Annotated in this window: 21 protein-coding genes; 8 read left to right on the top strand and 13 right to left on the bottom strand. The window is 43.7% G+C overall.

Features of this window, described 5'->3' with window-relative positions; all coding sequences use genetic code 11:
- Positions 1-142: 142 nt before the first annotated feature.
- Positions 143-883 carry a VP0952 family biofilm-associated protein gene (locus KP803_RS05430; RefSeq protein WP_248007827.1) on the bottom strand — a complete coding sequence of 247 codons (741 nt, stop codon included), beginning with the start codon at positions 881-883 and terminating at the stop codon, positions 143-145.
- A gap of 50 nt (positions 884-933) precedes the next feature.
- Between KP803_RS05430 and KP803_RS05425 the strand changes: the two genes are divergently transcribed.
- A complete protein-coding gene (locus KP803_RS05425; RefSeq protein ID WP_248007826.1) occupies positions 934-1,236 on the top strand; it encodes an MGMT family protein in 303 nt (100 codons plus the stop codon).
- A 46-nt stretch (positions 1,237-1,282) separates the two neighbouring features.
- Here the strand turns inward: KP803_RS05425 and KP803_RS05420 are convergent, their stop codons facing one another.
- Positions 1,283-1,714, bottom strand: a complete 432-nt coding sequence (locus KP803_RS05420; protein ID WP_248007825.1) for a YbaY family lipoprotein — start codon at positions 1,712-1,714, stop codon at positions 1,283-1,285.
- A gap of 157 nt (positions 1,715-1,871) precedes the next feature.
- Here KP803_RS05420 and tesB point away from each other — a divergent pair, with 157 nt between their 5' ends.
- Positions 1,872-2,732, top strand: coding sequence for an acyl-CoA thioesterase II (gene tesB, locus KP803_RS05415; protein ID WP_248007824.1), 861 nt, complete (start codon positions 1,872-1,874; stop codon positions 2,730-2,732).
- 78 nt (positions 2,733-2,810) lie between these two features.
- On the opposite strand, the gene KP803_RS05410 is transcribed toward tesB, so the two are convergent.
- Positions 2,811-3,269 (bottom strand): Lrp/AsnC family transcriptional regulator, encoded by a 459-nt coding sequence (locus KP803_RS05410; protein WP_248007823.1) that lies wholly within the window; start codon positions 3,267-3,269, stop codon positions 2,811-2,813.
- 124 nt (positions 3,270-3,393) lie between these two features.
- Here KP803_RS05410 and KP803_RS05405 point away from each other — a divergent pair, with 124 nt between their 5' ends.
- Positions 3,394-4,461 (top strand): PLP-dependent cysteine synthase family protein, encoded by a 1,068-nt coding sequence (locus KP803_RS05405; RefSeq protein WP_248007822.1) that lies wholly within the window; start codon positions 3,394-3,396, stop codon positions 4,459-4,461.
- 124 nt (positions 4,462-4,585) lie between these two features.
- Here KP803_RS05405 and recR read toward each other — a convergent pair whose 3' ends face one another.
- The 6 genes from recR to KP803_RS05375 all read right to left on the bottom strand — a co-directional run bounded on the left by recR (position 4,586) and on the right by KP803_RS05375 (position 10,464).
- On the bottom strand, positions 4,586-5,185 hold the full coding sequence (gene recR / locus KP803_RS05400) for a recombination mediator RecR (protein ID WP_248007821.1): 600 nt from the start codon (positions 5,183-5,185) through the stop codon (positions 4,586-4,588).
- Between the two features lie 52 nt (positions 5,186-5,237).
- Positions 5,238-5,567: a YbaB/EbfC family nucleoid-associated protein gene (locus tag KP803_RS05395; protein WP_248007820.1), complete on the bottom strand. Its 330-nt coding sequence runs from the start codon at positions 5,565-5,567 to the stop codon at positions 5,238-5,240.
- Positions 5,568-5,701: 134 nt separating this feature from the next.
- Positions 5,702-8,041, bottom strand: coding sequence for a DNA polymerase III subunit gamma/tau (dnaX, locus tag KP803_RS05390; protein WP_248007819.1), 2,340 nt, complete (start codon positions 8,039-8,041; stop codon positions 5,702-5,704).
- A 56-nt stretch (positions 8,042-8,097) separates the two neighbouring features.
- Positions 8,098-8,643, bottom strand: a complete 546-nt coding sequence (apt, locus tag KP803_RS05385) for an adenine phosphoribosyltransferase (RefSeq protein WP_248007818.1) — start codon at positions 8,641-8,643, stop codon at positions 8,098-8,100.
- Positions 8,644-8,786: 143 nt separating this feature from the next.
- Positions 8,787-9,194: a YbaN family protein gene (locus KP803_RS05380; RefSeq protein ID WP_248008104.1), complete on the bottom strand. Its 408-nt coding sequence runs from the start codon at positions 9,192-9,194 to the stop codon at positions 8,787-8,789.
- 166 nt (positions 9,195-9,360) lie between these two features.
- The gene (locus KP803_RS05375; protein WP_248007817.1) at positions 9,361-10,464 is read right to left on the bottom strand and encodes a response regulator; all 1,104 of its coding nucleotides are present in this window, start codon (positions 10,462-10,464) and stop codon (positions 9,361-9,363) included.
- A 246-nt stretch (positions 10,465-10,710) separates the two neighbouring features.
- On the opposite strand from KP803_RS05375, the gene KP803_RS05370 reads away from it, so the two are divergent.
- Positions 10,711-11,595 (top strand): LysR family transcriptional regulator, encoded by an 885-nt coding sequence (locus KP803_RS05370; protein ID WP_248007816.1) that lies wholly within the window; start codon positions 10,711-10,713, stop codon positions 11,593-11,595.
- A 174-nt stretch (positions 11,596-11,769) separates the two neighbouring features.
- On the opposite strand, the gene KP803_RS05365 is transcribed toward KP803_RS05370, so the two are convergent.
- From KP803_RS05365 to fadI, 3 genes are all read right to left on the bottom strand, one after another.
- A complete protein-coding gene (locus KP803_RS05365) occupies positions 11,770-12,318 on the bottom strand; it encodes an NAD(P)H nitroreductase (protein ID WP_248007815.1) in 549 nt (182 codons plus the stop codon).
- A gap of 174 nt (positions 12,319-12,492) precedes the next feature.
- On the bottom strand, positions 12,493-14,649 hold the full coding sequence (gene fadJ / locus KP803_RS05360; RefSeq protein ID WP_248007814.1) for a fatty acid oxidation complex subunit alpha FadJ: 2,157 nt from the start codon (positions 14,647-14,649) through the stop codon (positions 12,493-12,495).
- On the bottom strand, positions 14,649-15,974 hold the full coding sequence (gene fadI, locus KP803_RS05355; protein WP_282437199.1) for an acetyl-CoA C-acyltransferase FadI: 1,326 nt from the start codon (positions 15,972-15,974) through the stop codon (positions 14,649-14,651). The genes fadJ and fadI overlap by 1 nt, the downstream gene beginning before the upstream one ends.
- A 520-nt stretch (positions 15,975-16,494) precedes the next feature.
- Here fadI and KP803_RS05350 point away from each other — a divergent pair.
- The 4 genes from KP803_RS05350 to KP803_RS05335 all read left to right on the top strand — a co-directional run bounded on the left by KP803_RS05350 (position 16,495) and on the right by KP803_RS05335 (position 20,945).
- Positions 16,495-17,070, top strand: a complete 576-nt coding sequence (locus KP803_RS05350) for a sigma-70 family RNA polymerase sigma factor (RefSeq protein WP_248007813.1) — start codon at positions 16,495-16,497, stop codon at positions 17,068-17,070.
- Positions 17,063-17,788, top strand: a complete 726-nt coding sequence (locus KP803_RS05345; RefSeq protein WP_248007812.1) for a DUF3379 domain-containing protein — start codon at positions 17,063-17,065, stop codon at positions 17,786-17,788. The genes KP803_RS05350 and KP803_RS05345 overlap by 8 nt, the downstream gene beginning before the upstream one ends.
- 260 nt (positions 17,789-18,048) lie before the next feature.
- Positions 18,049-19,374: an outer membrane protein transport protein gene (locus tag KP803_RS05340; protein ID WP_248007811.1), complete on the top strand. Its 1,326-nt coding sequence runs from the start codon at positions 18,049-18,051 to the stop codon at positions 19,372-19,374.
- A gap of 281 nt (positions 19,375-19,655) precedes the next feature.
- Positions 19,656-20,945, top strand: a complete 1,290-nt coding sequence (locus KP803_RS05335; RefSeq protein ID WP_248007810.1) for an outer membrane protein transport protein — start codon at positions 19,656-19,658, stop codon at positions 20,943-20,945.
- 92 nt (positions 20,946-21,037) lie between these two features.
- Here the strand turns inward: KP803_RS05335 and KP803_RS05330 are convergent, their stop codons facing one another.
- The gene (locus tag KP803_RS05330; protein ID WP_248007809.1) at positions 21,038-21,802 is read right to left on the bottom strand and encodes an MlaA family lipoprotein; all 765 of its coding nucleotides are present in this window, start codon (positions 21,800-21,802) and stop codon (positions 21,038-21,040) included.
- Positions 21,803-21,805: the final 3 nt, after the last annotated feature.

Genomic DNA, 21,805 nt, shown 5'->3' with positions numbered 1-21,805 from the left:
ACAGTCCGAGTTCGAAATTGCTTTTTCATCTCTCTGCCATAATCCGTACGCATAACTGAAACATATAGATTTTCTATATATATGCAATGCGAACAAACATAAAATATGCACTCGATCTAATAGATTGTGCTTTTTAGTCGACCTACAACTGTTCCGATTCTTCAAAGCTACGCAGCATGTAGTCCGTCATCCACGCCGTCGCAAGTAAACATATCCAAACAACAAAGACAGGTTTTGGTACTTCAACCACCGGGGATATCATCAAGGCAGCAAAGCCAACGCTAGGTAGCGACCAACAAAGAAGCTTAGTCCACTTAAAGTTATTGAGTCGATGTAGTGTTTCAATTGAAGCAATCATGCCTGTAATGCAAAGAGAGATTAGAACAGCAAATGGTGATCCTGCGATCCACAAAGGAAGAATAAACAACAACGGCCACCAACTGTGTTTATCAGAACGTCGCCAGTGATTTGCTGACCACCAGACAACAATAATTGATATGATTTGAACGAGAGTAAGCATCGCACTGCCATCTAGCTTCCCTGAAGACTGAGTGAGCATGATACCCACTTGCAACGCAATAACGATCAGTGAGGTGGTGAGAATAACGGTTATGCTGCTTCGTCTTGAAAAAATGACCATCAGTAGTGGGACTAACATCCAAAGACTGACGGAAAGCGAGAATGGCTGACTCGATAATGTCATCCCATAAGCCGTCATTGCTCCGAGCAAGGTTAAACCAGCGACACCACCTTGAGGGAGAATCCAAAGTGCGGGTATAACCAAAGCGATCAACGGCACTTCACCATCACTTATACTAAGGGCACGGGCACAAACTGCGGCCAATAATGTTGTAATCAAGAACTGAAATGTAGAAAATATCATGCTCTCTCCTTATACCAATCCGTGGTATTTAACTCTAGGATAACCTCAGTATGGACCAATTCTCAGTACAAATCTTTGCAGTAATTCACCAAATTCCACAAGGAAAAGTAACAAGTTATGGTGTTGTCGCAAAGTTAGCAGGTTACCCCGGCTACGCGAGGCAAGTGGGAAGAGTCTTGTCGAATTTACCGAGAGACACTCAGCTTCCTTGGCATAGAGTAGTTAACAGCCAAGGCCAAATATCTCTTCAAGGAGAATCATTACAACGGCAAAAAGAGAGGTTATTAGTGGAAGGGATTGAAGTCAGTGGGAAGGGAAAAATCAGATTAAAGCTCTATCAGTGGCAACCTTAAATGATAAGAGGCAGCCACTAAAAGTGCTAAGATAGCGATAATAGTTTTACTTATTACCTACGCTAATTAAACGCATATCAACGTTCTTAGTTTCGTTTTGGTCGGTAATCACTGAGTAGTTAGTATCAGTAATAAAGCGTAACTTTCCATCAACTTCAATTTTTGCACTTACACTATAACGATGGTTCTCTTTAATTTTATTGGTGTCATAAGCAAGGTCAAAATTAAACGGTACTTGAGCACCGTTGCTCTCAAAGCGATGTTTTGCAATCACAACTGATGGAGCATCAGCTAAAGAGATATCTTGTAGTGTCACGGTAACAAGTGCATTCTCAGGCAATGCAATACGTTCGCGATAGGCTACTGTTCCAGTAATCGAATCCACATGACTCATGCCTGCTTGTTGATCTGAAGACTGGCAACCTACTAAAATTGCGCCAAAAACAACCGACATGATAAGTAATAGTGCCTTTTTCATAACGTCTCTCTTAAAATAGTAAAATCAAAGCAATTGTATGACCAGTTTGATAACCTGTCATCCATATCTTCAATAAGCTGACAGTATTTTGACTTAGTTAAAAAACCGTCAACCTATGCTAAATGTTTAGTATAGAAAATGTATAAGGTCAAAAGAGATGAGTAACGCCTTAAAAGAGCTACTTAGCCTGCTTAAATTGGAAAAACTAGAAGAAGGACTTTTTCGCGGTCAGAGTGAAAACCTAGGGCTACCCCAAGTTTATGGTGGTCAGGTGATTGGCCAAGCACTTTCTGCATCTCGATATACCGTTGAAGCTGATAGAACCGTGCACTCTTTTCACAGCTATTTCCTCTACCCCGGCGATCCTGAAAAGCCGATTATTTATGATGTCGAAAATCTACGCGATGGTAAGAGCTTTAGCACAAGACGTGTCAAAGCGATTCAAAACGGACGACCAATTTTTTACCTGACCGCCTCTTACCATGGCGATGCACCGGGATTTGAACACCAAAATACAATGCCAGATGTCCCGGGGCCCGAGAACTTTCGCTCCGAGTCTGAGTTAGCAGCCAGCGTTGCTCACATGCTGCCAGAAAAGCTAAAGAAAATATTCTGTGGCGATAAAGCGATTGAAATGCGCCCAGTTAAAGTGGTTAACCCATTAAACCCGCAAAAGGAAGAACCAAAACAATACCTGTGGATGCGAGCCAATGGTGACATGCCAGACAGCCAACTTATTCATCAATACCTATTAGGGTATGCGTCTGATTGGGGCTTTCTCGTTACGGCTCTGCATCCACATGAAGTCTCATTGATGACACCAAACTTCCAAGTCGCGACAATTGACCACTCTATCTGGTTCCACCGTCCATTTAAAATGGATGAGTGGCTTCTCTATGTTATCGATAGCCCAACCGCGAGTAATACACGTGGTTTGGTTCGCGGAGAGATTTACAACAGCCAAGGCGACTTAGTGGCGAGTGCAATGCAAGAAGGAGTGATGCGCTTTACTAAGTAGAGATCGGCTCACCCTACACCACTTTCAGCCCTATCGACTTCTTTCGTTAGGGCTTTTTAGCCAACGACGATAAATATTTTAAATTGGCAGAGCCGTTGTATATTTTAAAGGCTCCATCGCAAACGTTGAAGTAACATTTGAAATACCATCAACACTGTTGACTAGCTTCTTATAAAACTCATCAAAACACTTCATATCCTTGACCAGTACTTTCAACATATAGTCATATTCGCCTGCCATACGATAAAACTCCATGACCTCAGGGAATTCGCTCGCGGTTTCTACAAAATGACTGTACCACTCATGAGAGTGATCGCTCGTTTTCACCATGACAAATGCTGTAAATGATAAACCTAAGCTTTCTGGATTAAGTAGCGCGACGCGCTTTTCGATAACTCCTGCTTCTTCCAGTTTTTTGAGTCGCTTCCAACAAGGTGTAGAGGTCAGATTCACAGACTCTGCCAAGTCATTGAGAGAGATCGTCCCGTCAAGTTGAAGCTGCCTCAATAAGCGCTTGTCAATATCATCAACTTTCATTCTTCTTAGATTCCAAATAAGAGAAAATAATTCTCTTATTGTCGTTATATACAGATAAATTAGCAAAGTTTTTCTCCTAATTTATAGTTAAATTATCAGCATAATAAATTTAAGGAGTGACCTTATGTGTACTGACCATAACTGGATTAACAACGCGATTCGTAAAATTGAAGCGGACTTTCAACGCTCGGCTGATACCCATTTAATTAAACTTGAACTGCCAAGTATCGAAGGCATCGACGTTTATCTTAAAGACGAAAGTACACACCCAACGGGCTCTTTAAAGCACCGTCTAGCTCGCTCTCTGTTCTTATACGCTCTTTGTAACGGTAAAGTTGGCCCTACAACAACGATTATCGAATCGTCTTCTGGCAGTACTGCCGTTTCAGAAGCGTACTTCGCTCGTCTACTAGGCTTGCCATTTATTGCCGTGATGCCAAAAACAACCGCGACTAAGAAGATCGAGCAAATTGAATTGTATGGTGGTAAAGCTCACCTTGTTGATCGCTCTGACCAAATTTATGCTGAGTCTTATCGTCTAGCAGAAGAGCTTGATGGTCACTATATGGATCAGTTTACGTACGCAGAACGCGCAACTGATTGGCGTGGTAACAACAATATTGCGAACTCTATCTTTAGTCAGATGGAGCTAGAAGACCACCCCGTTCCAGACTGGATCGTTATGAGCCCCGGTACAGGCGGGACTTCTGCAACTATTGGCCGCTTTATCCGCTACCAACAACACAACACGAAGCTATTAGTCGTTGACCCTGAAAATTCCGTATTCCACGACTTCTATAAAACAGGCGATGTAAACCTAACGGGAGATTGTGGCAGTAAGATTGAAGGTATTGGTCGCCCAAGAGTAGAACCAAGCTTCATCCCTGGGGTCGTTGATGAAATGCGCACCATCCCAGATGCCGCAAGTGTTGCCACTGCGCATTGGTTAGAAAAGGTCTTAGGTCGTAAAGCGGGCGCGTCCACAGGTACGAACCTATATGGCGTACTACAACTTGCGAGTGAAATGAAAAAACGTGGCGAAACAGGATCTATCGTGACACTTCTTTGTGACAGTGGCGAACGTTACCTAGACACTTACTACAATACAGAATGGGTTAAAGAGAACATCGGTGATCTCACACCATACCTCGATAAGCTAGAGACATTTTCCGCAACAGGGCACATTGAATAGCGGCCTCGCTGTGAGTTGTTAAACAGCGAATCATTGAACAGAGTCAAATAATAAAAAACCGCTATGAATAATAGCGGTTTTTTTAATTCAACTTTTGATTAAGTTAATTAATCTAGCTTGGCGCCTACAGTTTATGTCGTCCCAGTAAAGAGTGGGATAATGTTGTGCCATCAACTAACTCTAACTCCCCACCAACGGGCACACCGTGAGCGATACGGCTTGCTGCCACATCATGCTCACGACACAAATCAGCAATGTATTGCGCCGTTGCTTCCCCTTCTACCGTCGGGTTTGTTGCCAAAATAACTTCGGTAACATCCCCTTGGCGAAGACGAAAATCAAGCATATCTAAGCCAATATCACTTGGCCCAATACCATCAAGCGGCGACAAGTGCCCCATCAATACAAAGTATCGACCAGAAAACTGTCCAGTGGCTTCCACCGCTGCTATATCAGCAGGGCTTTCAACGACACAAAGCTGCCCATTAGACTGACGCTTAGGGTTACTGCAAATATGACAAACCTCTTCTTCTGTAAAGGTTCGACACTCTGTGCAGTGACCAATTTCTGTCATCGCTTGGCTAAGTGCTTCGGCAAGCTGTAAACCGCCTTTTCTATCGCGCTGTAACAAATGAAAGGCCATACGCTGAGCCGACTTGGGGCCAACCCCAGGTAGACAACGTAAGGCCTCCATCAAATGCTCCAGCATATGACTGGTACGCATCTATAATTCGCTTACTTTGTTTTCAAAAAGCTAATTGAAATAAGCTCACGCTTTAAAATGGCATTTTCATACCTGGTGGTAATTGCATACCGCCAGTTACGCTTGCCATTTTTTCTTTTTGAGTCTCTTCCACACGACGAGCTGCATCGTTAAATGCGGCTGCGATAAGATCTTCAAGCATCTCTTTGTCGTCTTCCATTAGGCTCTCGTCAATCTCAACACGACGAGTGCTGTGGCTACCAGTAATAGTCACTTTAACAAGGCCAGCACCAGCTTCACCGGTGACTTCCATATTTGCGATTTCTTCTTGAAGCTTTTGCATGCGCTCTTGCATTTGCTGGGCTTGCTTCATCATATTGCCCATACCGCCTTTACCAAACATTTGCGTCTCTCTGGTTATTGGGTGTTTCGTTATTTATGGGGTTAATGATGTTTAAAATCAACCCCTCGGATTCTAAAAAATATGACAAGAATAAGGGCTGTTCGCTCTTACTTTTCTCGTCATTTAAATTCGGTTTAGATCGGTCTAACACTGTCTCTATCTAAATTCGCTGCAAATCGATTCTCTATGAACTGAATATTCTTATCCGCTTCTAAACTATCGAATGCTTGCTGCAATTTTGCTTGGTAGAGCTTCTCACGTAACTCTAGTGGCGTCTCTCCACTTTCACCAATATTGACCACTAATTGACATGGGTTTTCTAACGCGCGCTCTAGTGCGAGCTGCAACTCCTGACAAGCTCTATCTGTATTGAGGTGCGCTTGAGAACTGCGTAACGTTAAATTCACCGTCTCACCCTGCTGTGAGTATGCAGAATTAAGAGCCAACTGCTCAACAAGCTTTGCGGTTTCCAACTTTTCAATCAAGGCCGCCCATTCATCCTGCTCGATAGACTCAGTTAATAGCCGCTCCGTCATTTCTGGCGTTTTAATATGCTCTAACGCTGCTTTGATTTCGGACGGTTTTAATCCACTGCTCTGCTTTTTAACTACCGGCTTGGTTGCCTTCCACTGATAAGGCTCGTCACCGCTTTCTTGCGGTTGTGTACCATTTTCAATCAATGAGGCATGTGAACTTAGCGACACCGGCGCTGTTCCTGAGTGTTTTTTCGCTACACGGTCAAGAACAGATTCTGATTTTGCTGATGTCGCGCTAGGCTTTTTTGGGCGTGAGTCTGCACCTTGCTGCTGGTGAGAAGGTTCTTGCTGTTGTGCCGATTGAGGCTGCTGCGCTAATTTAGGCGCCTGCTGAGCAGAACTATCACGCGTCGATTTTAATCCTTGACGCTGTGAACGCAATTGATGGCGTAAACCACTCAACGGTGCTGTTACTTTCGGCTGTGAGTCGGGTACCGGATTGACTGAACTCACTTGTTGCTGAGCGCCTAATTGAGAGCGAGAAGCATCTGAATGCCCTTGTGGTGCCTGATCTTGATAACCGTAAGGCGCTTCTTCAGCAGAGGGCTCTTCACGAGAGATCTGTTCATATTGGGCATACGAATCATTTTCGACAACTTGGTTTCCTCGAGGGCTTGCTGATTGAAGTCCTTGAGGCGACTGTGGTGCCTGTTGAGTCTGTGGTGCCGTTACAGATTGTTGTGGCGCTGTAGGGTGTGGTGTAGCAATAGGTTGAGGCGCAGCTTGCCTTACCTCTGCAGGTCTATTATTTGATGGTACTGACGAGGGTGATTTTGCGTTACCAACATTAGGCAACGTTGTAGGCTCAGCACTTGTATTCACATCGGTTGAAATACGGTTCGAGCCTGATACCGATGCAGGGCGAAACGCTAACATTCGTAATACAATCATCTCTAAACCCATACGCGCACTTGGAGCTTGAGGTAAATCGCTACGGCCTTTGAGTACTATTTGGTAATAGAGCTGAATATCTTGTGGTGATAATGTTTGAGCTAGCCATTCAATCTTTTCAGCGTCAGGTTGCTCTTTGTCTAATGTTGCTGGCAGTGCTTGATACATCGCTAATCGATGCAGTTGGGTCGCTAATTGCTCTAACAGACCATCCCACTCAACCCCATTTTCAGCAAGCTGCTCTATACATGCCATCGCCACTTTAGGTTGCTTTTGGCTGATAGATTCTAACAGGTGAATAGCGTGATCCGTGTCTAGTGTACCCAGCATATGAGCCACGAGAGAAGAGGAAACGTCACCATTGCCCAACGCGATCGCCTGATCAGTCAAACTTAGCGCATCACGCATACTGCCATCAGCTGCGTGTGAAATCATACCTAAAGCTCTTGCTTCTGAAGAGATGCTTTCTTGAGCTAAGATATGATCAAGCTGCCCGTGTATCGTATCAACACTGATTGGCTTTAAATGAAACTGCAAACAACGCGATAAAATGGTCACAGGCAGTTTTTGTGGATCCGTTGTGGCGAGAATAAACTTCACATACTCAGGTGGCTCTTCCAGCGTTTTAAGCAGAGCATTAAAGCTATGGCGTGAGAGCATGTGAACTTCATCGATAAGATAAATCTTAAAGCGCCCACGAGCAGGTTTATACTGAACGTTATCGAGAAGATCACGAGTATCTTCAACCTTAGTACGCGAGGCTGCATCAATTTCAAGTAGGTCGACAAAACGCCCTTCATCAATCTCACGACATGTATCACACTCACCACAAGGCGTTGCGGTAATACCCGTTTCACAGTTCAGCCCCTTGGCAAACAAGCGACCAATCGTGGTTTTACCCACACCACGAGTACCACTTAACAAGTAAGCATGGTGTAAACGATTTTGTGCTAACGCATTTTCTAATGCCGTTAATACATGGGACTGGCCAACAACTTCATTAAACTTCGTCGGACGCCATTTTCGTGCTAAAGCAAGATAACTCATTAACTCTTCCAAATAACTCGCTCAGTTCTATTCATCAACTGGGCAAAACAACCAGATTAGTGACCGTCGAATTCACAAATGCTGTAAACATCTAGGTTCAAGTCAGCTAAACGCTTATCGCCGCCAATTTCTGGTAAGTTAATCACAAACGCAGCGTGCTCAACTGAACCACCTAAACGACGAATCAAAAGTGTTGTCGCTTCAATCGTTCCGCCCGTAGCAAGTAAATCATCAACCATTAGCACTTTATCGCCTTCAACAATCGCATCGGTGTGGATCTCAAGCGTATCGGTACCGTACTCAAGCTCATAAGATTGAGCAATGGTCGCGCGAGGCAGTTTTCCTGGCTTACGAACTGGAATAAATGCAACACCTAACTCTAATGCTAAAGGGGCGCCAAACAAGAACCCACGAGCTTCAGTACCCACAATTTTGGTGAAACCCATATCTTTGTATTTCTCTACAAGCAGCTGAATCGTTGCACGGTAAGCCTGTGCGTCTTCCATTAGGCTGGTAACGTCACGGAATAGAATGCCTTTCTTTGGGTAGTCAGGAATGCTTTTGATACTAGATTTGATTAATGAAATCGTTTCGGTAGTCATAATTTAACTTACTTAGAATTGGCCAACTTGCCCTGAATATTTCATCTCTAGGGCTAACCAGCATGGATTACAATGCAACAAATGGCGTAACCAGTTGCTGTAGAAAAAACAAACGCCCACTCAATGAGTAGGCTTATTTAATTTTAGTGGCTTTCTTTTGTGCCATCAAGCGACTCTATCACAGGTAAACGGATAAACCACGCTAACAGGACAAACATGAATATCAACAGAGCGGCATTTAACCAAAGGTGTGGGATAACCCAAATTGAGAACGAAAAACTCAGCACAATCATGAATGCGCCGCGTTGTTTCACTTTCCGTGTCACCCCCCTATGCTGGTGCCAGTTGTCCAACATTGGCCCAAGCGTGGGGTGCTGATGTAACCAACGATGAAAACGAGGGCTGCTGCGCATAAAACAGGCACTGGCTAATATGATAAATGGTGTGGTCGGAAGTAGCGGAACCACGATACCAATGACGCCTAGCACTAAGCTCAAACCACCAACAATATTGAGGAAAAAACGTCGAATATTGATGGGATACTCCAACATAATCACGAGTAAAATCTATTGCGTGAAACTATAGCGTATCGTCAAAAGAAAAAATACCAACAAACCGGAAGGAAGCTTATTGGTATTTTAGTAAACATAAAATGAAACGGTTGAACTTGTAAGAGCCTTGGATGAAAATTAAGCACCTAAGTTACATCTACTCAACTCAAGCATTAGCCCCATGATAGATATCGAGTGTAAAGCTACTGCTCCCCAATTTACTTAACGAGATTTGGCATGCACCATTAATCGAAAGATCAGAGGTCATAAAGTTCTTATTACAGTTTTCACCCAACTTCACTCCACCTGAAATATGCTGTGAAAGATAACCGTTCGCCCACTGCCCTTCCAAACCAGCAGGCAATAATGTGACTTTGCCTTCTGAAAGATCAGCAACACCAAACAGTGCATCTACCGGTCTCGCACATTCTGAACACTCTATACCTTTTTCAATAATCGTACTGAGATCTTTCAGATCCGCATTAAAGCACTTCAGATTTCGTAAATAGTCGTGAAATAAGGCACGAACAAGTAAAGTGGTTGCAGCGCCATGCTCATCACTTGATGAAGCATCCACTAAATAGAAAACAAATTGTCCATTCATTAGCCAAGCATAGTCAAAGACTAACGGCATCATGTCGGTCGATTGAAGTAATCGATAATTACATTTCCATATCCCTTGCGAAGTATCCTTCTCCGGCAGCAAGGCATGAAGCAGATCTCTTGCAGCGCTTGGATTGTCTTGTAAATATTCTAAATGCCAGTGCAGTTCCTGATCTTCTGGCATGTCTCCGCCACCATCAACTTGAAACCATTGAGTGGAAAAATCACGCATATCAGACATGTGATCAGAACTGTCTTCCATCGTACTTTCAATTGCACTGCCCAAATGCTCAAAATTGGTCATTGGCTTTGGTAAGAAATCTTTAATACCAAATTTAAGTGCTTTCGCTACGTCCGACATATCATCGGTCGCTGAGACAACAATTAACGGTAACGACGGATACTCTAAGCTCACCTCTTCTGCGAATTCAATACCATTTAAAATTGGCATCGCAAGATCACAGATAATTAAATCAGGTTCATCCACTCGAAGCTTTTGTAGCCCTTCGAGTCCGTTTTCGGCCTCTACGATGTCATACCCCTGGCTTTCCAGATACCCACTTGTGATACGACGAAAAATAGGGTCGTCATCGACAAGTAAAATTAGTTTCCTATTTGTTGCTGGATACGCCGAATGCACCGTTGCCGTATTATGACTTTTGTACATAAGCTTTCGCCTCTTATCTCCAAATATACTAACGTCTCTAATTGCTATTGTTATTTTTGTTAGCTACACATCACTCTATAAAAAGTAGCCCTGAAAGCGAGTTTATACAAATCTTCCACTTTAAAACGCCGTTGCATACTATATGTACCAATATCACATTTTTCATCACTTGTTGACGCGCCTCAAACTTTAGTGCTTGATAAGCGTATAAATTATCCATACCTGTACATTTCTGTGCCGAGAATAATGAAATTAGACGACCTAAATCTCTTTAGACTTGTTGTGGAGAATGGGAGCTACACGGCAACTTCCCGTAAAACTCTTGTTCCAGTTGCAACAATTACTAGACGCATACAAGCTTTAGAAGAATCTCTTAATCTTCGATTGCTGAATCGCCACGCGCGTAAACTTTCCTTAACAGAAGCAGGTGAACGATTTTTTCAAGAATGTGCTCCCATGCTGCAACGTTTGACTTCACGGGCGGAAGAGCTGACTGATGAGTGCCGAGGCGCAGCTGGAAAGATTCGTATCTCCGCACCTTCAAACCTCACGAAACGTATGATGATGCCAATGCTAAATACGTTCATGAAACAGTTTCCTGATATTAATATTGAACTTGCGACCAGTAACCTTGCCGATCAACTCGACCCGACCGAGTGGGATGTCATCTTCCGCGTTGGCCCGCAACGAGACTCAAGCTTAATCGCGCGAAAGATCAGCGAAGTAAAAGACATTTTGGTGGCAAGTCCTGAGTACCTTGCTTCAGTGCCCTCCCTAAAACATGCAGAAGACTTAAGTGACCATGCTCTTCTAAAAGGACAGCCTCTTACTCGCTGGCAGCTATCAAACGTCTCAGGTGAGACGGTTGTGAATAATGAAAAAGGGCGCTTTCATGGCAGTGATCTTAGTATTGTTCGCAGTGCGTGCTCCGATGGACTGGGTATAACCCTAATGCCCGATGTGATGTTAAAAGAGTACATCGAAAGTGGGAGCTTAGTGAGAGTGCTAGAAGATTGGAGTGCCAACCCTAGAGATATTTATATGCTCTACAATCACAAAGAGCACCAACCAGAAAAAGTGCGGCTGTTTATCAATTTTGTCATCGACTATGCGAAGTCTAAATCGCTCTAGCTCTAGCAAAACGTAACATAACCATTTAACCATCAAGTGGTACGCTCAATAAAAACACAAAAGCGCGAGGCTCTTCTTAAAAGGCTCGCGCTTTTTGTATATTATCGGCTTCACTAATAAAAAACTGGGCTTAATAAACAATTCCATTTAATAAGTGAAGGGAACTCGGTGACTTTAGAGATATTCAACAAACTTGGAGAGATCTCGTTCAGGTACCTTCATTGGCGTACAACCCGGTGTACCAAGGTACAAAAAGCCCACGATCTCATCTTCGTCGCTCACACCCAATGATTGCTTAACCGTTGCATCAAACATCCACTTACCTGAACGCCAGAAACCTTGGAACCCTTGTGCGACTGCTGCCATTTGCATTGCTTGAACAGCACACCCTGCGGAAATCACCTGTTCGACTGCGGGTACTTTCTCATGCTCGGTGATTTTAGCAATAACCGTAATCACCATTGGCGCTCTGAAAGGGGCTTTTTTCGCTTTTTCAACAACAGCAGCATCACTTCCAGAATTAATAGCTGCTTGCTCTAATATAGATGAGAGTTTATTAAGCCCTTCACCTTGCGCAATAACAAAATGCCATGGGGTTAACGCTGCATGGTCTGGCGCTCGTAATCCAGCCTTAATAATGTTCTCCAACACGGTTCCTTCCGGAGCTGGTGCTGACAATTTGGCAATAGAACGACGGTTAATCAATAAGTCGAGAGCATCCATCTTTAATCCTTTCATTATTATATTTTTCTGACCTTGTTGATAATAACTCTCGATAACAAAAAAGGCGAACGTTAAACGTTCACCTTTTCAACCTATTACCGAAGTAGTGACAACAAAGGTGTTCTGCTACAACTGATTGTCAACATCACTCCTTTCTAGTGACGTACTATTGAGCTAAGTGTTTTCTTCGTTAGTTCCTTCACTATAAAAGCCTTGGTCTAAACCGGCTCTCGTTAATAAGCCGTCAGAGGGTGCGAAGCGATTACCATATTTCTCTGCATGCTCATTCAACATTGCCACTACCGTTTTCACACCAAGCTTATCAATATACCGGAAAGGACCACCTAGGAACGGCGGGAAGCCGATCCCGAAGATCGCGCCGATATCGCCGTCACGAGGGCTTCGAATGATCCCTTCATCCAAGCAGCGAACCGCTTCATTGAGCATTAGTAACGTACAACGAATGGCGATCGCTTTTTCGTTCAAGCGAACTTCTGGCGTTAATTTCAGAAGTTTATAGACGGATTTATCCACCTCTTTTTTCTTACCTTTGTAAGAATAGAAGCCTTTATTGCTCTTGCGCCCTTTTCGACCATCATTAAGCAACGTGTCAAATACATCTGGCCCTTGGAATCGCTCGCCTAATTCTGAAACTAATATCGGCATAATCTTCGCACCGATATCAATACCAACTTCATCAAGCAAAGTAATTGGCCCAACAGGGAAGCCAAAGTTCAATAGCGCTTTATCAAGATGCTCGATAGGCTCACCAGAGAGTAAAACTTCGGCGGCTTCATTCATGTAAGGAGCAAGGATGCGGTTAACATAGAATCCAGCACGATCTTTAACGACAATGGGTGTTTTACCCTGTTTTTTCGCCAAAGCGACAACAGTAGAGATGGTTTCGTCACTGGTTGTTTCATGAGGAATAACTTCGACCAACGGCATTTTTTCAACTGGGCTGAAGTAGTGTAAACCAATGACGTTTTGTGGCCGCTGTGCATTCTCTGCAATTTTTGAAATCGGTAATGATGACGTATTGGTTGCGAAAATGGTGGTATCTTTCGCGTTTTTCTCTATATCTGCCACCATTGACTGTTTTAGTGATAGGTCTTCAAAAACCGCTTCTACCACCACATCCATTTGATTAAACCGCGCAAAATCAATACCACCAGATATTTGCATCATCTGGGACTGTTGCTGCGCTTTGGTGATAATACGGCGCTTTCGCTGCTTATCGAGTAACTTATTGTTGTATCTAAGCGCATTAAGCACACCGTCATTAGAGACGTCTTTCACTCGAACTGGCAGCTTGGCTTTGGTTACGGTCACATGGCCAATACCCGCCCCCATTAAACCTCCACCAAGTATTGCTACACGATCGACCGATGCCGGATCCGCGCTGCTACCATGCTCTTTTTTCATCTCAGTGGTGGCAAAGAATATCGATCGAAGTGCTTTCGACTGTTCGGTCATAACAAGCTCGCCAAAACGCTTGGCTTCAAGCTCAAAGCCTTTTTTCAGACCTTTCTCTAGGCCATGACGAATCACTTCTAAAATACTGTCTACAGCAGGGTAATTACCGCGTGTTTTCTGATACGATTTTTTCGCCGCTTGTTCAAAGACAACTTTTCGCCCCAAGCCTGTTTTCGACATCAGCTTTTCTTTTGTCGACGCTTTATGAGACTTCTCTTTTGAGCCTTTTTTCTTTGCCGCTTTATCTAACAATGAAAGGGCGACATCGAATAAAATACTTTGCGGTACACACGCATCGACTACACCAAGCTTTTTAGCTTTTTTAGCTCGAAGTTGTTTACCCGTCAGGATCATATCCAGTGACGGTAGTAGCCCAATTAGGCGTGGCAGTCGCTGCGTGCCACCAGAACCAGGTAGAAGGCCGAGTTGCACTTCAGGTAAACCTAAACGAGTTTTATCAGAGTCAGTACAAACGCGATGATCACAGGCAAGCGCAAGCTCTAAACCGCCACCTAAACATGGGCCATGAATAGCCGCCACACTTGGGTATGGTAAATCAGACAAGGCTTGGAACATCTCCTGCCCTTGCTTCGCCAATGCTTCCGCTTCTTTTGCAGTGTTGCAAGCCGCTAACATACGAATATCAGCGCCAGCGACAAAATTGTCAGGCTTTTCAGAGTAAAGAATAACGCCTTTGAGCTCACCTTGATGAGACTCGAGTTCAACCAGAATATCCTTCATTTCATCGGCGAACGCCGCTTGTAAGGTATTCATTTTTTCGCCCGGCACATCAATGGAAAGCCAAGCCACCTTATTCTCATCCACTTTTAAGTGGAACGCTTTAGTATCAGACATTACTCAACCTCCAAAATCATCGCTGCACCTAAACCACCGGCGGCACACGCAGTATTCAATGCTAAACCACCGCCACGGCGTTTCAACTCACGCAATGTTTGGGTCATCATTCTCGCACCGGTTGCCGCGAACGGGTGACCATAAGCAAGTGACCCCCCGAGAACATTGAATTTATCCATATCAATTTCACCTATCGCTTTGCCTCGCCCTAAATGTTGCTGAGCAAACGAGTCACTGGCAAACATCTTAACGTTAGAAAGGGCTTGAGCGGCAAAGGCCTCGTGCATATCAATCAAAGTTAAATCTGATAACTCAATTCCAGCCCGAGCCAATGCGAGTGGCGTTGCAAAAGAAGGCCCCATCAGCATATCTTTCTCGACACCAATGGCAGAAAACGCGTACGAACGAATAAAACCCATCACCTCAAGGCCAAGTTCTTTTGCACGCCCTTCTCTCATTAACATGACGGCCGCTGCACCATCGGTAAGTGGTGTACTGTTCGCTGCTGTAACAGAACCGTATTGACGGTCAAAAGCAGGGCGGAGCTTAGCGTAACTTTCAAGCGTCGAATCAAGACGAATATTGTTATCTTTATCTATCCACTTTTTATAGGGTTCAGGGAAAGCGGTCATCACCTCGCCTTCTATTTTTCCGTCTTCCCACGCTTTAGCGGCTAATGTATGAGAGCGGTGTGCTAAAGCATCTTGATCAGCACGCGAAATACTGTGCGTTTTCGCCATTTGCTCTGCGGTTTGGCCCATTGAAATGCCCGTTGAGTATTCAGCAACAGCAGGAGGAACAGGAACCAGATCTTTTAACGATAGACTTTTTAATATTTTAAGTTTTTGTCCTACCGTTTTGGTTTTGCTCAACGCCAATAAATTCGCCGCTAGTTTTTTCGAGACACCAATAGGTAAAACAGAAGAAGAGTCGGCGCCACCTGCAATACCGATATCAACGCTACCAGATACTATACTTTCGGCGACGTTCACTGCAGATTGGAAGCTAGTCGCACAAGCACGAGTCACACTGTACGCGTCGGTATGGACATTCATCCCAGTACCCAACACAATTTCTCGTGCAATATTTGGGGCTTCTGGCATTTGAACCACTTGTCCAAAAACCACTTGATCAATCAAGTCTGGTGAGATTTCGCTACGGGCCATCATCTCACTGACCACCATTTTCCCAAGATCGACAGCAGGAACCTGGCCAAACTCAGTACTTTGACGAGCGAATGGGGTTCGTAAACCCGCGACGATGGCTATGCGTTCACCTGAACGAGTTTGCAGTATTTGCTTATTAATATTGTTTGGCTTGCCCATTAGTTCTCCTTACATACCCCATCAAAGATTAGAGGTCAGACCTGATGCATTGTAACGAAGTTGTTAATACAATCAAACGCTCGTTTGAATAAACGTGACCTAAACAGTATTGAACATCTTTGGGATAATTCAAAAAAAGCGGAAAGAATAGATAACTTAATGATTTAACAAAGTTACAATAACAACGTGATGTGTTAACGAATGAGTAACGGGTTGTAAGACTGAAGAAAAACGTAAACGTAGAAATGACAAGCAAAAGTGACGAGCAAAAGTGACGAGCAAAAAAAAACCACACAATATTGTGTGGTTGGAATGTATAAAGCAATTAACATAACGCCAATTGAAATAATCAGTTTCCTGATTAGGAGAAAGTAAAGTCAGCCTTCAAAAGGAAGTGTCATCTTGCTCAACACGCTAGCTCAAAGAGCTAACTAGATGACAGAATGTACTATAGCCACAATTAGGTATAATATTTTGAGGTAGATCAATTAATCTCAAGTTTGAACTCATTGACCCTTAAATGGAGAGTTATGTGTCAATAATCGAATTGTTTGGAAATAAAAAACCAAAACGTACGGTCAACTCTGATATGGACAAGCAAAGAAAATATGAAGCTCTTGTACGCGCCTATCATCGTGACCTGTTCCGCTATGGCTTTTGGCTCTGTAAAGACAAAAGCGTTGCCGAAGATTTAGTCCAAGAAACCTGTTTAAGGGCTTGGAAGTCACTTGATAGCTTACAAGATGAAAAGGCAGCGAAATCATGGCTCATTACTATTTTGAGACGTGAAAATGCGCGCCGCTTCGAAAGAAAGCAGTTCGACCTAGTCGACATCGATGACTACGGCAATGATGCCATCGTGAGTGATGATGCACACCATCAATCAGAATGGCTACAGATGTTGATCATGAAATTGGATGTCGAATACCGCGAACCTCTTTTTTTACAAGTGATCGGCGGATTCAGCGGAGAAGAAATTGGGTCGATTTTGGATCTTAATAAGAACACCGTGATGACACGCTTATTTAGAGCACGTAACCAATTAAAAGAGATGATGGATTCATCGCAGTCAAGCAGAGGGCAGCAAAATGGATGATTTAGAGTTTCGCCGCCATGTGATGTCAGATCCTAAATATAGAGACAATGACATTATTGAAGCAATTAACGCTAGCGAAGCAAACAGTAAGTTCTTAGACGAAGCGCTTGAGCTCGATTCGCAAATCTTAAATGCAATGAAAGTCGATGTGCCAGACGATCTGGCCGACAAAATCTTGTTTAATCAGCCAAGTGACGATTCGAATGTTATTCACCCAAGCTTTGTTAAGCGTGCAATGGCACTTGCAGCGTCAGTAGCTTTTGCTGTTGGCTTATTAGCAGGTCAACTAAACTGGGGGAAACTACTCGTGTCACCGGCTCAAGCGAGCTTGGCCAATACGGCAATGGAACACGTCATGAACGAGAAGGCATTCATTATGCCATTGGATGAGCAAGTCGGCTCTTATCAGATCAACGTAAAAATGCAGCCATTTAACGTTAAGTTTGATCAAGACTTTCCATATCATGTCTATTACCTTAATCATTGCGGTTTTGGCGACACCAATGCGATGCACATGGTCTTTAAAGGTGAGAAAGGAAGAGTCACGCTGTTTGTTACCAATATCTTTGAACAAGATCGTAACGAATTCACCCAACAAGGGATGACGGGTATTGTTGAACCAATGAATAAATCCAGTATGGTGATAGTGGGAGAAGAAGGTGAAGATGTCGCTAAAATAGCCGAAAAGCTTAGCTCGATGGTGATCTCCACGCTTTAACCTGATTCAAAACACTCAATGGCTCTAGTTTCATATTAGAGCCTTTTTTTTGCCTATTTTATAGAGTCAAAACTCTAAAAACAGTGTTTTATTCGCTTTTTCGTGTCAGTTAGGCGTCATTTCGATAATTTTCCCGCCTAATTTTAAGGTGGTCGGATATGTTTGCTATATACTTGAGTCTAGGATCAGCCACCAACTGAGCATTTGCTCAAATATATCGCCCAACTAGAGGCGAATATTACAAAAAGGAAAAAGCAACTATGAACAACTCGCGTCTGTTTAAAAAATCGCTTCTCGCAGTGACTATTGCCTCAGCTTCTCTTGCATCAACGCAAGTAACAGCAGCAGGTTTCCAACTAAACTCTCAATCAGCAACGGGCCTTGGCCGTGCATTTGCTGGTGATGCTGTTATAGCCGATAATGCTTCATCTATTTCACGTAACGCAGCATCTCTAGCGTTATTCGAACGTACTGAGATTTCTTTGGGTGCTAACATTATTAGCTCTGAAGTTGACGTTACGGGAACAACATATACTTCACCGATCTCTGGTGGTGCTGTTTCTATTGACGATACTCAAAATGATGCGACATCTTTTGTTCCAAACATTTTCGTAGCAGTCCCAATTAATGACAAATTCGCAGTTGGTTTTGGGGCCTACTCAAATTTCGGTACTACTAATGAATTTGATGCTAGTTGGGGGGCAGGAACTGGTGCTGTCATTACAGATAATGGTGCAGTCGTTCCCGGTGCTGATGCATTCGGTGGCACTACAAATGTAAGCTCAGTAAACCTATTGATTGCAGGTTCTTACCGCATTAATGATCAATGGAGCATCGGTGCTGGTATTGACATTATTCACGGTGAAGGTGAGTTAAAGCGTGATTCAGAAATGAATATCGTTTCTGGTGGCTCTCCGACTGGAAGCACAACAAGCGCAAATCTAATGGATGTAGACGCATCTGGCTGGGGTGTTGGCTTTAACCTTGGTGCGGTTTACGAATTGGATGAAAACAATCGTTTCGGTCTAAGCTATCATTACAGCCCTGAAATTGAAGCAAGCGGTACCGTTTCTTACGGTGGCGATGCAAACATTGGCGATCTTAAGATGCCACTGCCTTCAATGGCAGAGTTCTCTGGTTACCACCGCATTGAAGATACCAAATTTGCAGTTCACTACAGCATTCAATACATCAGCTGGAGCGACTTTGATGCACTAGTGACAACTGATGGAACAAACATCAAAGATTACAAGTGGCAAGACACTTACCACTACTCAATCGGTGGTACGTACTACATCAACCAAAACTGGGAAGCACGTATCGGTTACATGTTTGATGAAGGCGTACAAGACTCTTTAACTTCAGTATCTGTCCCTGATTCTGACCGCCAATGGTTCTCAGCGGGTGCAAGTTACCACTTCAATGCAGACCAAACACTGGATCTTGGCTTCACTTACCTAGTTGGTAAGAATGTTGCTGTAACTGATACTATCGGTGGTGGTGTCGAGCAAGGTGGACTAACTCTGAACACAACAACCAAAGCCACGGCTATTCTTGCTGGTGTTCAATACACACACAGATTCTAAACTTCAATATTTAGACTGTTTTAAAGGGCTGGTTTTCCAGCCCTTTTGTTATTCTGCTCGATTTCCTCACTTCCATTCTTACAAAAAACATACCTTTCACAGCACATCCGTTCGCTGAAAATTTGAAACAAGCTCATAACATCTGGTTTTTTTCACTAAGATTAAACACTTAAAAAGACTTTTAGTCTAAATACTCTAGTTTTACTCTATTTCATTTTTAAAGTAATAACTCTAATTGTAGCATTCAGCTCCACTATGGATTTATTTGGGCGTACATACGGATGAACTTTACTAATAAAACTCACAAAACATGCTTATCTACTGCAATTACACTTGGTCTATTGGCTAGCTCTCCAATCGCTTCTGCGGCAGGCTTTCAGTTGGCTGAATACTCAGCAACAGGATTAGGCCGTGCTTACGCTGGCGAAGCAGCAATGGCAGACAACGCAAGCGCGCAATGGCGTAACCCCGCTATGCTAACTTACCTCTCTGGTACACAAATCTCCGTAGGTGCTATTTATGTGGACCCAAATGTTGATGTGAGCGGCCAAATCAATGGCGCACTTGATACCCACTCGAAGGATTTTGCCAATAACGCGGTGATTCCAAATTTTTATATCTCTCATCAGCTTAATGAGCAAATATTTCTCGGTGTAGCACTAGGCACGAACTACGGCATGGAAACAGAACTGGACAAAGACTTTGCTGCTAGCCATTTTGGTAACGAAGCGATGGTTAAAAGTATGGAAGCGAACTTAAACCTTGCTTACCAACTAAATGAATCCGTTAGTATTGGTGGCGGTCTTCGCTACGTTATGGGTGAAGGTCACTTCGGTGCAACGTCTCCAAAACAGTCAGAGCCAAACCTTCCACAAGGGACAACCTTAAAGTACATGGAAGGCGACGACACGGCGTGGGGATGGCAAATTGGTTCAGCTTGGCAAATCAACGATGACCACCGAATTGGGTTCGCCTATAAATCTGAAGTGGAACTCAAACTTGAAGGTTACGCAGAAGGCCTAGGCTTTGGGTTACCGCAAGGTACTCGCGATAATGGCTATATGAACTTAGCGTTACCCGCAACCGCAGAGCTTGCGAGTTTCCATCAGCTAAACGAACAGTTGGCCGTACATGCAAGCATAAACTGGACAGACTGGAGCAGCTTTGAAAAACTGGAAGCTCACCTAGAAAACTATGGCACGCACATGGTGAAAGTAGAGAACTGGGAAGATAATTACCGTTTCGCAATTGGTGCCACTTATCAGCTGAACCAAAAAGTCGCTCTACGCAGTGGTATTGCTTACGACATGTCAGCCGTTAATGATAAAAACCGCACAATTACCATTCCAGAGACCGATCGGACATGGTTAAGTGTTGGCGCGAGCTATGAAGTGAGTAAACAACTTAGCTTTGACGGCGGCTTTACTTATATTCTCGCTAAAGATGCTGATATTAAAGAATCACGTGGATATGAATCAGACGATACGGCTCAGGCCATTGGCGGCGCGTTTTCTGGTACCACATCGGGAAGTGTGTGGTTAGTTGGTGTACAGGCAAACTACACGTTCTAAGCAGCGTAAACCTTTAAGGGGTGGACCGTGGAGTTCACCTCTTTCTTCTCCCTCTTCTTCTTTCGATCCTAATTTACTCTTTTTCTCGTTGACTAAAAGTCTTCATCTAAATAGTCATCAAAGAAGTCTTCTTCATCTTCATCTTCATCGTAATCGTCACTTTCGATCTCGGCGCGATAGTCTTGGTGCTGTAGATAAACATCTCGAGTCAGCGAGTATGGATCTGGAGAGTTATGCAGCATCGACTCTTGAGACACTAATCGAGCACGAGACTCCATGCCTTCTAATGCCCACTTTCCTAGCCCCGCCCAAAAGCTCACATAAGAGAGTGGCGCATAAAAACCATCAACGACATCTGTCGCTTCTCTTACTGTCCACGGACCATAAGCAGGTACCATTACATACGGTCCATCCCCAACACCATAATGACCAACGGCATCACTAAACGCTTTATCACCATGATTGGTAATACCCGCTTCAGAAGCAATGTCTATCAAGCCTAACAGGCCAAACGTAGAGTTGAGCCAAAAACGATTAAAGTGATCCAGCGCTTTACCGCCATTACCCATCACAAGGTTATTCACCATGCTAGACGGCTCATCAAGATTAGAAAGGAAATTAGCGACACCAGAACGGATTGGTGAAGGAATGTAGTTTACGTAGGCTAAAGAGACAGGACGGACTAAGTAAGGGTCTAAATAATCGTAGTTTATTTCCCACATTGCTCGGTTGAAGCCTTCAAAGGGATCATTGGCTTGATTGTTTTCAACTGTGGTATCTTCTGGTGCAGACGCGCACCCTGTTAAAAGAACAGAGGCCAGTGCAAGTTTAATGATCAGCACTCGATTTAAATCCATTTC

This window comes from Vibrio amylolyticus (assembly GCF_023145695.1).
Taxonomy (GTDB): domain Bacteria; phylum Pseudomonadota; class Gammaproteobacteria; order Enterobacterales; family Vibrionaceae; genus Vibrio; species Vibrio amylolyticus.
The sequence above is the reverse complement of the archived record's forward strand: the minus strand, read 5'-3'. Positions and strand labels throughout refer to the sequence as shown.